12 protein-coding genes are annotated in these 13903 nt (G+C 74.5%); 10 read left to right on the top strand and 2 right to left on the bottom strand.

Annotation, left to right across the window (positions count from 1 at the left end; genetic code table 11):
* The first annotated feature begins 132 nt into the window (after positions 1-132).
* The 4 genes from ACZ6ZN_RS24185 (at position 133) to ACZ6ZN_RS24200 (ending at position 4895) form a co-directional block, all read left to right on the top strand.
* Positions 133-561, top strand: coding sequence for a DUF6643 family protein (locus ACZ6ZN_RS24185; RefSeq protein WP_469649318.1), 429 nt, complete (start codon positions 133-135; stop codon positions 559-561).
* Between the two features lie 44 nt (positions 562-605).
* Positions 606-1433 (top strand): MOSC domain-containing protein, encoded by an 828-nt coding sequence (locus ACZ6ZN_RS24190; RefSeq protein WP_469649320.1) that lies wholly within the window; start codon positions 606-608, stop codon positions 1431-1433.
* A gap of 188 nt (positions 1434-1621) precedes the next feature.
* Positions 1622-2227 (top strand): Rv1733c family protein, encoded by a 606-nt coding sequence (locus ACZ6ZN_RS24195; protein WP_398108402.1) that lies wholly within the window; start codon positions 1622-1624, stop codon positions 2225-2227.
* 226 nt (positions 2228-2453) lie between these two features.
* Positions 2454-4895, top strand: coding sequence for a right-handed parallel beta-helix repeat-containing protein (locus tag ACZ6ZN_RS24200; protein ID WP_469649323.1), 2442 nt, complete (start codon positions 2454-2456; stop codon positions 4893-4895).
* A gap of 13 nt (positions 4896-4908) precedes the next feature.
* On the opposite strand, the gene ACZ6ZN_RS24205 is transcribed toward ACZ6ZN_RS24200, so the two are convergent.
* The gene (locus tag ACZ6ZN_RS24205) at positions 4909-7254 is read right to left on the bottom strand and encodes a hypothetical protein (RefSeq protein WP_469649325.1); all 2346 of its coding nucleotides are present in this window, start codon (positions 7252-7254) and stop codon (positions 4909-4911) included.
* Between the two features lie 290 nt (positions 7255-7544).
* Between ACZ6ZN_RS24205 and ACZ6ZN_RS24210 the strand changes: the two genes are divergently transcribed.
* The gene (locus tag ACZ6ZN_RS24210; RefSeq protein WP_469649327.1) at positions 7545-8393 is read left to right on the top strand and encodes a DeoR/GlpR family DNA-binding transcription regulator; all 849 of its coding nucleotides are present in this window, start codon (positions 7545-7547) and stop codon (positions 8391-8393) included.
* Positions 8394-8890: 497 nt separating this feature from the next.
* On the opposite strand, the gene cds1 is transcribed toward ACZ6ZN_RS24210, so the two are convergent.
* Positions 8891-10015: an L-cysteine desulfhydrase Cds1 gene (cds1, locus tag ACZ6ZN_RS24215; protein WP_469649329.1), complete on the bottom strand. Its 1125-nt coding sequence runs from the start codon at positions 10013-10015 to the stop codon at positions 8891-8893.
* Positions 10016-10481: 466 nt separating this feature from the next.
* Between cds1 and ACZ6ZN_RS24220 the strand changes: the two genes are divergently transcribed.
* From ACZ6ZN_RS24220 to ACZ6ZN_RS24240, 5 genes are all read left to right on the top strand, one after another.
* Positions 10482-10805: a hypothetical protein gene (locus ACZ6ZN_RS24220; RefSeq protein ID WP_398108407.1), complete on the top strand. Its 324-nt coding sequence runs from the start codon at positions 10482-10484 to the stop codon at positions 10803-10805.
* A 183-nt stretch (positions 10806-10988) separates the two neighbouring features.
* Positions 10989-11522: an ATP-binding protein gene (locus ACZ6ZN_RS24225; protein ID WP_398108408.1), complete on the top strand. Its 534-nt coding sequence runs from the start codon at positions 10989-10991 to the stop codon at positions 11520-11522.
* A 318-nt stretch (positions 11523-11840) separates the two neighbouring features.
* Positions 11841-12404, top strand: a complete 564-nt coding sequence (locus ACZ6ZN_RS24230; protein ID WP_469649332.1) for a TetR/AcrR family transcriptional regulator — start codon at positions 11841-11843, stop codon at positions 12402-12404.
* A 10-nt stretch (positions 12405-12414) separates the two neighbouring features.
* On the top strand, positions 12415-12993 hold the full coding sequence (locus ACZ6ZN_RS24235) for a DUF4865 family protein (protein ID WP_469649335.1): 579 nt from the start codon (positions 12415-12417) through the stop codon (positions 12991-12993).
* Positions 12990-13898, top strand: coding sequence for a phosphotriesterase family protein (locus tag ACZ6ZN_RS24240; RefSeq protein ID WP_451878630.1), 909 nt, complete (start codon positions 12990-12992; stop codon positions 13896-13898). Before ACZ6ZN_RS24235 ends, ACZ6ZN_RS24240 begins: the two co-directional genes overlap by 4 nt.
* Positions 13899-13903: the final 5 nt, after the last annotated feature.

Raw genomic sequence — 13903 nt, forward strand, 5'->3', positions numbered from 1 at the left:
GATCTACCCGCCGCTCGGCGCCCCTTTTTGCCGAGTTCGCTCGCATTGGGGATCCCGGGTCACTGCGGGCCCGCAAAACAACCCTCTTATCGGTCTCCCCAACCAGCACATCGTGGGCTTAACTTATGTGCCATGACCTCCCCCCGCTCCACCTATGGCGGCGGCTACTACTCCGCCTCCTTCCCGGACACCCCGATCTACGACAGGCTCGTCGCCGAGCGGGGCACCCCGCAGATCGCCCCGATCCGGGTCCCCGCTCAGTACGACATGCAGGGCGGCAACCTCCCCGCCCTGCCCTCGGCGCTGCCCGCCCTCCCGGCAGCCCCCTCCCAGCCCGCCTACGGCTACCCGCAGGCGCAGCAGCCGGCCCCGCTGCAGCAGGCACCCGCGGCGTACATCCCGCAGCAGGCCACCGCGCCGCGCGGTTACCCCGGCCCGTATCCGCAGCAGCCGCGCCCGGTGGCGCCCGCGGGGTACGAGGCGATGCGCCCCGCGGCTCCGCGACCCGCCCCGGCGCCCTATCAGGACCCGTACCAGAGCCAGCAGTACCGCGGGTACTGAGAGCCGCCCCGGGGGCTGTCGGCGCCTGCTGGCACGATGGCCCCATGGGGAACGCTCACCTGCACTCGATCCACGTCCACCCGGTCAAGGCGGCCCGGGGCCTCGCGCCCGCCGAGGCCGTCGTGGAGCCCTGGGGGCTGGCCGGCGACCGGCGCTGGGCCGTGCTCGACGACGGGGGAAAGGTCCTCACCCAACGCCGGCTGCCCCGCCTCGCCCTCGCCGCCGCCGAGTCGCTGCCCGGTGGCGGCGTCCGGCTGTCCGCACCCGGGATGGAGCCGCTGACGGTGCCCGTCCCCCGGGGTGCGGGCACGGTGCCGATGGAGATCTTCCGTGACAAGGTCGAGGCGGTCCCGGCCGACGGCACCGACGCGCACACCTGGTGGAGCTCCTACCTCGGCGTCGGCGCGCGCCTGGTCCACATGGACGACCCGGCGACGCGCCGCCCCGTCGCGCCGGAGTACGCACGCCCCGGCGACACCGTCTCCTTCGCCGACGGCTTCCCGCTGCTGCTCACCACCACCTCCTCCCTCGACGCCCTCAACACCTCGATCGCGCAGGGTGAACACGCGCAGGAGGGCCCGCTGCCGATGGACCGCTTCCGGCCGAACGTCGTCGTGTCGGGCACGCCGCCCTGGGCCGAGGACGGCTGGTCGCGACTGGCCGTCGGCGAGGTGGAGTTCCGCGTCGCCAAGCCCTGCGGGCGATGTGTGGTGACCACCACCGACCAGGGCAGCGGCGACCGTGGCCGGGAGCCGCTGCACACCCTCGGCCTGCACCGCCGCCTCGACGGCAAGCTCGTCTTCGGCCAGAACCTGGTCCCGCTGTCCCGGGGCACCCTCCGCGTCGGCGACGCAGTCCGCATCCTCGCGTAGCGGTCGCGCGCCGGTCGAGCCGGGCGCCCCGGGCGCGACGGGAACCGGCCCCGCGGCCCGGGCGTTGGCCTTGTGTGAGAAATTCATGAGAGGCCCCGGCGCGCGGTGACGAGGAAGGCCCTCCGCGCGCGGGACCGGGCGTGGACGGCCGCGCGGGGCCGTCCCGGAGCGGGAAGGGGGTGCGGGCCGTGCGAGCGATCAGCGGGCTGTGGCGCTGGCGGCGCAACCCGCTGTGCCGTCCGACCGATCTGGCCGAGGCATGGCTCGCGTTGGCCGCCCTGCTGCTCATCCTCGTGGCCGCGCCGGTGGCCGGCGCGGTCGCCGGTGGCGCCGCCCAGGACGCCCTGCAGCGCTCCGTCCGGGCCCAGCACGAGACCCGCCACACGGTGACGGCGACCGTGGTCCGCACGCTCGACCGCTCCCTGCTGGACGCCGACCCGGAGACGTCCTCGGGCCGGGATCTGCGCACCCGCGTCCTCGCCGAGTGGACGGCACCGGACGGCACGGCGCACCGGGGCACCGTCCTGGCGAGCCTCAGGGACCCGGAGCAGGGCGAACGCTTCCGGATATGGACCGACCGGCACGGCCTGCTGGTGGCCCGCCCCCTCGACGCCGCGACGGCGTCGACGCACGCGGTCCTCGCCGGCGTGGGCGCGGCCCTGCTGACGGGCGCCGCCGTGGAGGCCGGCAGACGGGTGCTCGTGTGGCGCATGGTCCGCCGCCGGTACGCGCGTTGGGACCGGGCATGGGGCAGGGCGGGCCCGGACTGGGGCAGGACGGGCACCGGCAGCTGACAGCCTTCCGGCTCTGGTCAACCCACCGCCCGCGCGCACGCTACGGTGGTCCGGCCGAACCCGTTCGGCACGACCCGCGCGCGAGCGAGCAGGAAGGGCGCGCCGGTGCCGATACCGCGTGCGCGACCGGGCCCCCGGGCCGGGCCCGGTCGCGGCGGCACCGGCAGGACGCGTCCCGAAGGCGAACGAGCCATCAGTACGACCGAGGTGGGGGCACAGCTACACCATGGCACAGGGCACGGTCCAGGTGACGCACACCGGTACGTCGCGGTGGCGGCGCCGCACGGGTGAGTACGCATCGCTCGCCGCGGCCCTGGAGGCAGCGGCCGACGGGGACGTGCTGACCGTCGCGCCCGGCACCTACCGGGAGAACCTCGTCCTGCAGCGCGCTATCACCCTGCGCGGGCCGGAGAACTCCCCGGGCTCGGTGCGGATCGCCCCCGTGGACGGGGTGCCGCTGACCGTGCGCGCCTCCGCCGTGGTGCACGACCTGCACGTGGAGGGCCAGGACGCGACCGCCCCGGCCGTGCTGGTCGAGGAGGGCACGCCTGAGCTGCGGGACGTACGGATCGTGACGCGGTCGGCGGCCGGGATAGAGGTGCGCGGCAACGCCCGGCCGACGGTGCGCCGCTGTGCCGTCGACAACCCGGCGGGCGTCGGCATCGCGGTGGTCGACGGCGCGGGCGGGGTGTTCGAGGAGTGCGAGGTCGTCGCGGCCGGCCAGGCCGGAGTGGCCGTGCGCGGCGGCGCCCACCCCCGTCTGGAGCGCTGCCGGGTGCACCACGCCTCGGGACCGGGGCTGTCGGCGACCGGGGAGAACTCCGCGGTGGAGGCGGTGGGCTGCGAGATCTACGAGGTGCGCGGCAGCGGGGTGCAGATCACCGGCCGGGCCACCGCCCACCTCACCGACTGCGACGTGCACCGCACGACGGCCGACGGGGTCACCCTCGACACCGACGCGGTGCTGACCCTCGCCGACTGCCGCATCCACGACATCCCGGAGAACGCGGTCGACCTGCGCTCGCGCTCCGTCCTCACGCTGACCCGCACGACCGTGCGGCAGTTCGGGCGCAACGGCCTGTCGGTGTGGGACCCGGGCACCCGCGTGGACGCCAACCAGTGCGAGATCTTCGACAGCACGGGCGACTACCCCGCGGTGTGGGTCAGCGACGGCGCCACGGCGGTCCTGGAGTCCTGCCGGGTGCACGACGTGCCGGACGCCCTGTTCGTGCTCGACCGCGGCTCGCGCGCCGACGTCGTGGACAGCGACCTGTCGCAGGTGCGCAACACGGCCGTGTCGGTGAGCGACGGCGCGACCGCGCAGCTCGACGACTGCCGCATCCGGGACGCGGCGACGGGCGCCTGGTTCCGCGACCACGGCAGCGGCGGCACGCTGAGCAACTGCACGCTGTCGGGCACCCAGACCGGCGTCATCGTCACCAAGGGCGCCGATCCCGCGGTGGAGCGCTGCACGGTCGACTCCCCGGCGGAGGCCGGCGTCTACGTCTCGGCCGGAGGCCGGGGCAGCTTCGCGAACTGTCGGGTGACGGGCAGCGGCGGCTACGGCTTCCACGTGATCGACGGCAGCCGTACGACGCTGCGCAAGTGCCGCACGGAGCGGTGCGCCCGGGGCGGCTACGAGTTCGCCGACAGCGGCGCCGACCCGGCGTCCGCGGCGGGACCGGTGGTGGAGGACTGCACGAGCGACGAGAGCGCGGCCCTGCGGGCGTCCGCCGTGCCGGAGACGGCCGTGCAGACGGCGGAGCACTCCCCCGGTCTGCTCGGCGCGGTCCCCGGTCCGCGCACCGAACCGGCGGCCCCCGCCCCGGCGGAACACGCACCGGCCGAGCGGCCCGCCCGCAGCTCCAAGGACGTCCTCGGAGAACTCGACGCGCTGGTGGGCCTGGAGAGCGTCAAGCGGGAGGTGCGCGCCCTCACCGACATGATCGAGGTGGGCCGGCGCCGCGTGCAGGCCGGGCTCAAGGCCGCGTCGGTCAAGCGGCACCTCGTCTTCACCGGCTCCCCCGGCACCGGCAAGACGACGGTGGCCCGGCTGTACGGCGAGATCCTCGCCTCCCTCGGGGTGCTGGACAAGGGCCACCTGGTCGAGGTGTCCCGGGTCGACCTGGTCGGCGAGCACATCGGCTCCACGGCGATCCGCACGCAGGAGGCCTTCGAGAAGGCCCGCGGCGGCGTGCTGTTCATCGACGAGGCGTACGCGCTCTCCCCCGAGGACGCGGGCCGCGACTTCGGCAAGGAGGCCATCGACACGCTGGTGAAGCTGATGGAGGACCACCGGGACGCGGTCGTGGTGATCGTCGCGGGCTACACCGCCGAGATGGAGCGCTTCCTGTCGGTCAATCCCGGTGTCGCCTCCCGCTTCTCACGCACCATCACCTTCAGCGACTACGGCCCGGAGGACCTGCTGCGGATCGTGGAGCAGCAGGCGGAGGAGCACGAGTACCGGCTGGCGCCGGGCGCCGCGGAGGCCCTGCTGAAGTACTTCTCCGACCTGCCCAAGGGCCCGGCGTTCGGCAACGGCCGTACGGCACGGCAGACGTTCGAGGCGATGGTGGAGCGGCACGCGAGCCGGGTCGCCCAGGTCGCCGAGCCCACCACCGACGACCTGACGCTGCTGTTCGCCGAGGACCTGCCCGAGGTGCTGTGAACCCGCCCGCCGCCTAGGCGGCGGGTGGTTCGGGGGTGTCGCGGGGCGGTGGGACGGCCGGCGTGAGCCGGCCCAGCAGCTTGTGGCGCTCCTCGGCGAAGACCGGGTCGGCCCGGTAGTCGGAGTGGCCGAGGATCGGCGCGGGCAGCGGCAGCCGCGCGGTGCGGCCGTAGGCCAGGGGGTCCTTCAACGGGGCGTGGTCGACGGCGGGTCCGCCGTCGCCGGACAGGCGCACCGGGCCGCCGATGGGGTCGGTGAGCCGGTACAGGTTGCGCCAGCAGTCGACCTCGCGGTGCAGGGAGCCGAGCGCGGCGGGCCCGAAGTGCGCCGGGAACCAGCGGCCGTACAGCCGCTCCAGCGGTGAGCCGTAGGTGAGCAGCGCGACCCTCCTGCGGGCGGACGGGGCCAGTTGCCAGGCCGCGGCGGCGGCGAGCACGCTGCCCTGCGAGTGCCCGGAGATGACCAGGCGGCCGCCGGTGGCCCGGGTCCAGGTGGCGATGCGCCAGGTGAGGTCGGGCACCGCGCGCTCGGCGTAGCAGGGCGGGGCGAACGGGTGGGCGGCGCGCGGCCAGAAGGTGCCGACGTCCCACAGGATGCCGATGGTGCGGCGTGCGGCGGCGTCCTTGTAGGCGCGCCGGCCCCAGGTGACGAACAGGATGAATCCGAGGCCGATGAGCCAGGAGCCGAGGGCCTCGGCGGTCTCGGCGGCGCCGTGGACGACGGGGTAGGTGCCTTGTGCGGCCTCGCCCGGCGTCCGGTCGGTGGCGAGCGCCCCCACGAGGGCGCCCGCGCCGAGGAGCAGCGTGACGCCCGAGACGACGGCGACGACGCGGGGTCCGCGGTCGGTGAGCGAGGCCATGGCGCGGGTGTAGGCGATACGGCGGGTGCGGGCCCGGTCCTGGACCTCGTCGGGGTAGTCCCGCGCCACGGCGTCCCGTTCCTCGCGGGCCAGGTGCCAGGCCCGTCGGGCCAGCCAGCCGACCAGCCCGAGCAGCACCACCAGCAGGGGCGGGATGACGGACGCCTGCCAGGTCAGCAGCACCGGCGGGCCGGCGATCACCGTGCCCGTCCCGTCCAGCCAGTCGGCCACGCGCTGCGACACGCCCCCGGACATCACCCCGCCGAGCGCGCAGGCGAGCATCGCCACGGCCGGCCCGCCCAGGCCCCGCAGCACGGCCCGGCGGTCGGGGTCGGTGCGGTGCAGGGCATGGGCGACGACGGCCAGGCAGATCACGAGCAGGCCCTGGACCAGGGCGATCGCGCCGAAGGTGGTGTCACCGGGCAGCCTGCCCGCCGACCTCCACCCCGGGCGCTCCCAGCCGGCGTAGAGCACGGTGAGGGCGAGCAGGACCAGCGCGACGAGCGGCAGGCGCCGAACGTGGCGTTCGTCGAGCTCCCGGTCGAGGCGGTTCTCGCTGCGGCCGCGACGGCACACCACCCAGACCACGGCCAGGGCGCACGCGGTGAGCGCCGCCTCCAGCGCCAGGCCGAGCAGGTGCAGCACGGCCGGGCCGCCGGGCTCGCGGTCGTGCCGGGCGGCGGCGCTGCCGACGGCGGCGGCGACCGTGACGAGCCCGGCGGCGGTGTGCGCGGCACGCAGCCGGGCGACCAGCCGGCGCCCGTACCAGAAGCCCGGCCGGGCGAGGGCGGTTGGTCCGTTCTCCTCCTCGGGCTCGGGGGCGCGGGCGGCGGGCGTGTGGGACTCGTAGTCGTTCCAGGTGCGCCGGGACAGGTACCACAGCAGGACGGTCAGGGCGGTGGGGACGGCGGCGGCCAGGGCGAGTCGGCGGCCGGGGGCGCTCCACCAGCCGCCGTCGGAGACCGTGGGTGAGAGGAAGCCGAGCCAGCTGTGGCGGTCGGCGCACGCGGTGGTGCCGGCGCACTGCCATGCCGCGAGGTCCAGGGCGACCTCGCAGGCCGCCGCGACGAGCAGCACCGTCAGGGTCAGGGCCGTGAGCCGCACCAGCAGGCCGTACAGGCGGACGGTGCGGCGGCGGCCGTGTGCGGTGGGGCGCATCCAGTGGGCGAGGTTGACGACCATGAACGGCAGCAGCAGGAGCCACAGGGCGCGGATGCCGTTGCCGGAGGTGAGGTTGCACCACACATAGGCCTCGGGCACCGGTTCCTCGCGGCGGCGGCCGGGGGTGTCCTCGGCGTCCACGTCGTCGGCGCGCCGGAAGACGGCGGCCGTGTCGTCGCCGGTGATGCGCACCGTCCGCGGGTCGTTGAGCATCTCCTGCGGGGTGGTGCCGCCCACGCCGTGGACCAGCAGTTCCAGGGCGGTCTCCCCCGCCCGCTCCGCGGGGCCGCCGGGTCCGCCGGGTCCCCCGGCCGGGGCCTGTTCCTGCGCACGTTCCACTGATTCGCACTTCCCCGTGACGCGCCGTCGGCTCTGTCCGTGCGGGCACAGGATCTCCACTCCCGCGGCGCCCTACACCTGCTGTCACGGAATCTCCTCGTTCCGTGACACGGGTGACGCGGAGGAGGCGCCCGTGATGGCGTGAACGCGACCAGTGGTCGGTGGCGCCGTCCGGACACCGCCGTGCGAGGATGGGGCGTCCGTGCACCGGAGCCCGGGGGGAATGTCCTGGTGGGCGGGGATGCGCGGGGCATGTCGGGCGGCACTGAGGCGAAAGGACCGGAGCGTACGTGAGCGAGAATCAGAACCTCCTCGCGGAGCAGCGGCGATCCCTGATCCTCGACGAGGTGCGCCGCCGGGGCGGTGTCCGGGTCAACGAGCTCACCCGCAAGCTCGGCGTGTCCGACATGACGATCCGCCGCGACCTCGACGCGCTCGCCCGCCAGGGCGTGCTGGAGAAGGTGCACGGCGGCGCGGTCCCGGTGGTCGAGGCGAGCACCCACGAGCCGGGCTTCGAGGCCAAGTCGGGCCTGGAACTCACCGCCAAGGAGGACATCGCGCGGACGGCGGCGAAGCTGGTCGCGCCGGGCGCGGCCATCGCGCTGTCGGGCGGCACGACGACCTACGCGCTGGCGCAGCAACTGCTGGACGTGCCCGACCTGACGGTGGTCACCAACTCGGTGCGGGTCGCGGACATCTTCCACGCGGCGCAGCGCACGTCGGGTCCGCGCCAGGGCGCGGCGACGGTGGTGCTGACCGGTGGTGTGCGCACGCCCTCCGACTCGCTGGTGGGGCCGGTGGCCGACCAGGCCATCGCGGCGCTCCACTTCGACCTGCTGTTCCTGGGTGTGCACGGCATATCGGTCGAGGCCGGGCTGTCGACGCCGAATCTGGCGGAGGCGGAGACGAACCGGCGGCTCGTGCAGTCGGCCCGGCGCGTGGTGGTGGTCGCGGACCACACCAAGTGGGGCAAGGTGGGGCTGAGTTCGTTCGCCGCGCTGGAGCAGATCGACACCCTGGTGACGGACGCCGGACTGCCGGACGAGGCCCGCGGGGTGGTCACGGAGCATCTGCGGCGCCTGGTGGTGGCCGGCGAGCCGGAGCCCGACGAGGACGAGGACGAGGACCAGGACCTCTGACCGGCCTCCCGGAGAATCTCCGCCCGGCCCCGCGAGGGGCCTCCTCCGGCCGGTAGAGCGACGGAGGGCTGCCCGGTCACGGGGAGACCCCCGACCGGGTAGGGCGACGGGCAGCCCCTCGGGCCAGGCAGAGGTCCGCGACCGGGTGCAGCGACGGACGGCTCCCCGGCCTACGCGGCAGCCCCCGACCCTGGGGCGACGAACTGCCCGCCCGCCACGGCTCGACGCAGAAGGCCCCCAGCAGGCAGCACGACCGACGGCCCACGCCCATGCGAAGGCCCCCGACCGGGTAGAGCCACAGACGGCTGCCCGGTCACCCAAGACGCCAGAGCGGTCCCCCGCCGGCAAGGCATCCGACCGCTCACCCTTCACGCCCGGACCCCGGCCGGTAGCACTGTGCGGCATCCGTCCGCCCGGCACGTCGCCGGAAACGGCGTGCGCCCCGCGTGCGCCCCTCCGGCGCCCTGCCCGTCACGCGCGCCGGGACCTGCCCCCTCTCAGCAGGGCCAGACGCCGGTCTCCAGCAGCGCGTCGATCGCCGCGCTGTACGGCGCGATGTCGAGCCCCTGCGCGGCCAGCCAGGCGTCCGAGTAGTACTTGTCGAGGTAGCGGTCCCCCGGGTCGCACAGCAGGGTCACGACACTGCCCCGCTGCCCCTCGGACACCATCTCCGCCACGATCTTCAGCGCGCTCCACAGGCCCGTGCCGGTGGACCCGCCCGCCTTGCGGCCGATGACCCGCTCCAGGGCCCGTACGGCGGCGACGCTGGCCGCGTCGGGCACCTTCATCATCCGGTCGATCGCGCCGGGCACGAAGCTCGGCTCCATCCGGGGCCGGCCGATGCCCTCGATGCGCGAGCCGCAGTCACAGGTGACATCTGGGTCGCCGGTGGTCCAGCCCTCGAAGAAGCAGGAGTTCTCCGGGTCGGCGACGCAGACGCGCGTGTCGTACTGCATGTAGTGCACGTAGCGCGCCAGGGTCGCCGAGGTGCCGCCGGTGCCCGCCGTCGCGACGATCCAGGCCGGTTCCGGGAACCGCTCCAGGCGCAGCTGGCGGAAGATGGACTCGGCGATGTTGTTGTTCCCGCGCCAGTCGGTGGCGCGTTCGGCGTAGGTGAACTGGTCCATGTAGTGGCCGCCGGTCTCGGCCGCGAGGCGGGCGGACTCCTCGTACATCGTGCGGGGGTCGTCCACGAAGTGGCAGCGGCCCGCGTGGAATTCGATGAGGCGGATCTTCTCGGCGCTCGTCGTGCGCGGCATGACGGCGATGAACGGCACACCGATCAGCTTCGCGAAGTACGCCTCGGAGACGGCGGTCGAGCCGCTGGAGGCCTCGATGACGGGCCGGTCCGGCCTGATCCAGCCGTTGCACAGGCCGTACAGGAACAGGGAGCGGGCCAGCCGGTGCTTGAGGCTTCCGGTGGGGTGCGTCGACTCGTCCTTCAGATACAGGTCGATGCCCCACTGCTCGGGCAGGGGGAACTGCAGCAGGTGCGTGTCGGCCGAGCGGTTGGCGTCGGCCTGCACTCTCCGGACGGCTTCTTTCAGCCACGCGCGGTAGGCGGCGTCACTGTGGTCGACGTCGAGGGTCACGCCGGTGCGGATCGGCTGGGGGGTGCTCACGAGGGTGCTCCTAACGCTGCGCGCCGTCGACGCGTCGCGCGGCCGACACCTCGATCATAAGCACCCGGCGCACGCTTCTCACCTGCATAAACGCATCTTTGAGCCCCCCAAAGCGCCCCCTGGGGCAGGGCCGGTGCAAGGGGGCGCGCACACCTGGGGGCGCATCGGCGGGTGTGCTGCGGGCGCCCCCCGGCCGGGGTCTCGCGGGCACTGGTGCTCGACGCCGGGCGGGGGCAGACTGCACCGCGGGACCGGGACTCCGGGCGGGGTGACGGCGGGGATGGCGACCTGCCGCGGGCACCGCGCCGGAACCGCGGTCCCGGGCACGGCGCACCGCCGTAACCTCGGTGCGCCGGCCTGAGACGGGGACACACCCTGGACGGGCACACTGGCTCGCGAACGAGCCCGTACCGCACTCCGCGTGCAGCGGGGGCGGTGCGCCGAGACGCACAAGGGGGCGGGTGGCATGGCGGAGCCGGAGTTCAGGGCCACGGGCGTGCGGATCGGCAAGCGGCTGCGCTCGCTCACCCGGGCCGGCCAGGTCCGGATCAGCGACGGCCGGCTCGAGTTGCTGACCAGTTACGGCAGCGAGATCGACAGCGCCCCGGTCCAGGCCGTCCGCGCCTCCAAACCCTGGTTCGGTCCCGATGACCGGGCCACGGCGGATCTCAACGGCAACCGGTACCTGCTCACCCTGGGCGATCACGACCCCGCCCCGGGCGAGCCGGGACCGCCGGCCGCACGGCGCTTCATCGAAGCCGTGCGCCGGGCGTCGGGGCGAGACGACTGAGATGCACGCGAGTTGCGGTACCTCACCCCTTGCGCCACTCTGGTCTCACGTCACTCTGGGTTTACCGGCGATAACGCTGCGAACCAGCCCGCCGGCCACGACAGCGGGCGAGAGTGTCACGAAGACGCCCTGCTGGATCCGAACTCCGTGTTCTTCCGGACCTCACGTCGGGGAGTCGCAGCCGTGATCAGCATTCCGAGCAGGCACTGCACGGTGGAGCTTCAGGCCCTGCCGTCGCGGATCGGCCAGGTCCGCAGAATCGTATCTGCGCAATTGCGCTACTGGCATCTGGACGCCCTGATCGACCGGGCCTCGCTCGGCGTGACCGAGCTGCTGTCCAACGTCCACCGCCACGCACAGCCGGACAAGACGTGCACCGTCGAGATAGAGCTGCTGCTCGACCGGCTCACCGTCTCGGTACGCGACGGCGATCCGCGGATGCCCGTGGTCGACGACGCCGAACCGCTGGCGACCTGCGGGCGCGGGCTCGCCATGGTCGCCGCCATGAGCGAGAGCTGGGGCGTCCGGCCCGACGGCGAGTCCGGCAAGGTCGTGTGGTTCACCCTGCCGACCGCCTCCACCGCCCTCGCCACGCCCTCGCGCCGCTCGCGCCACGCCGTCAAGGAGAAACCGGTGCGCAGGTTCGCGGAGGTCGGGCACGCCACCGACGGGCTTCTGCCCGACCATGCTCCCGCCCGGTCCGCCGTTGCCGGTTGACCGGGCGGTGACCACCGTTCGCACGACGGCCGCCGGGTGGCGCACCCCGCGCACCGGTTGACGCGCCCCGCGGGCGCGCCACCGGGGCGCGCGCCACCCGGCGGCGGCGCGCCCGACCCGGCCCGGCCGGCCAGGCCAGGCCAGGCCAGGCCAGGCCGCCGCGCGGCTCCCCACCCCAGGCGGCCTCCGAACTCCCGGCGACCCAGCACCCCCGGCCATCCCGGCGACCCAGCACCCCCGGCACCCCCGGTGACCCCGGCGGCGTCCCCGCGAGCAACTCCCTCGACTCTGTACCTACTGGTATGTACAGTGGACCCCGTGAGCACTTCTGAGCGGCTGATCGAGTCGACGCGCGAACTGCTGTGGGAGCGCGGATACGTGGGCACCAGCCCCAAGGCGATCCTGGAACGGGCGGACGCCGGACAGGGCAGCATGTATCACCACTTCAAGGGCAAGCCCGACCTCGCGCTGGCCGCCATCCGGCGTTCGGCCGAGGAGATGCGCAGCACCGCCGCCGGGATCCTCGACGGCCCGGGTACGCCCTCCGAGCGTGTCGAGGCGTATCTGCGGCGGGAGCGGGACGTGTTGCGGGGCTGCCCGGTCGGCCGGCTGGCCATGGACCCGGACGTCGTCGCGAGTCCCGAACTGCGGGCCCCGGTGGGCGAGACGCTCGACTGGCTGCGCGGACGGATCGCCGACCTCGTCGAAGAGGGCAAGGAGCAGGGCCAGTTCGCGCCCGTCCTGGACGCCTCGGAGATCGCCGCCGCCGTCGTCGCGACGGTGCAGGGCGGCTACGTCCTCGCCCGGGCCTCCGGCTCCCCCGCCGCGTTCGAGGCGGGCGTGCGCGGACTGCTCTCCCTGCTGACACCGCCGACCCCCTGAGGACTGCGCCGTGCATGCCATGCAGTACGAACTCACCCTGCCCGCGGACTACGACATGGGCATCGTCCGTGACCGGGTGGCCCGCCGGGGACACCTGCTGGACGACTGGGACGGACTCGGCCTCAAGGCCTACCTGATCCGCGAACGCGGCGTGCACGGTTCGCCCGTCAGCCAGTACGCGCCGTTCTACCTGTGGAACACCGTCGAGGGCATGAACTCCTTCCTGTGGGGCGGTGGTTTCCAGGGCGTCAGCGACGACTTCGGGCGGCCCTCGGCCCGTCAGTGGACGGGCCTGGCGTACCAGGAGGGAGCGGGCACGCACGCGCGCTTCGCGGTGCGCCGGCGGCACGGCTTCCCCGCCGGGGAACCCCTGGCCGAGGTGGCCCGGGACGCGGCGGACGAGGCCCGGCGGCTGGCCGCGGAGGACGGGACCGTGCTCGCGGCGGCGGCCGTCGACACGAGCCGCTGGGAGCTGCTGCACTTCTCCCTCCGTGAGCACGCGGCGGCCGGCGCCGGCGACGAGGTGTTCGAGGTGCTGCACCTGTCGGCGCCCGGACGCGGACGGCTGCCCCGGGGCCGTCAGTGGTGACCGCCGTCCGGACGGTCCTGGGGGACGTGTCCCCCGGCGACCTGGGGGTGTGCGACGCCCACGACCACCTGTTCTTCGGCACCCCCGTGCTGCCCGGCCAGGAGCTGCGCAGCCGGGCGGCCGCGCGGGCGGAGCTGACGGCGTTCCGGGACCAGGGTGGCGGGACCGTCGTGCAGTGGACCCCGTACGGGCTCGGGCGGCGGGCGGCCGATCTGCCGCCGCTGTCCCGCGAGACGGGTGTGCACGTGGTGGCGGCCACCGGCCTCCACCAGGCGGCGCACTACGACGAGGACACCCTGGCCCGGCTCCGGGGACGGCTGGCAGAGGTCTTCGTGGCCGAACTCACCGAGGGCATCGGGACGTCGGGGGTGCGGGCGGGGCTGATCAAGGTCGCGGGCGGCTTCCACGCCCTGGACGCGCACGCCCGCTGGACCATGCGGGCGGCGGCGGAGGCGCATCACGCGACGGGCGCGACGATCGCCGTGCATCTGGAGCTCGGCACCGCGGCGCCGGACGTGCTCGACCTGCTGTGCGGGGAGCTGGGTGTGGAGCCGCACCGGGTCGTGCTCGGGCACCTGAACCGCTCCCCCGACCCCGTGGTGCACCGGCACGTCGCGGAAACCGGCTGCTACCTGGCGTTCGACGGCCCGTCACGCGCCCACCACGCCACCGACTGGCGGATGCCCGACGCCGTGCGGGCCCTCGCCGACGCCGGGTTCGGCGACCGGCTGCTGCTGGGCGCGGACACCACGACGGCCGCGGCCCGTTCGGTGGACGGCGGCCCCGGGATGCCTCACCTGCTGCGCCGCGTCCGGCCCCGGCTCGTGCGCGCGGTGGGCGAGGAACTGGTCGGGCGCATCCTCACGGAGAACCCGGGACGGGCGTTCGCGGTGCCGTGGCGCTGAGCACC

Source organism: Streptomyces sp. NPDC053665 (genome assembly GCF_055585285.1).

Bases quoted from the DNA above. Each gene is read 5' to 3' on its own strand.
- ACZ6ZN_RS24185 (WP_469649318.1), top strand. From the start codon at position 133: ATGACCTCCCCCCGCTCCACCTATGGCGGCGGCTACTACTCCGCCTCC.
- ACZ6ZN_RS24190 (WP_469649320.1), top strand. From the start codon at position 606: ATGGGGAACGCTCACCTGCACTCGATCCACGTCCACCCGGTCAAGGCG.
- ACZ6ZN_RS24200 (WP_469649323.1), top strand. From the start codon at position 2,454: ATGGCACAGGGCACGGTCCAGGTGACGCACACCGGTACGTCGCGGTGG.
- ACZ6ZN_RS24220 (WP_398108407.1), top strand. From the start codon at position 10,482: ATGGCGGAGCCGGAGTTCAGGGCCACGGGCGTGCGGATCGGCAAGCGG.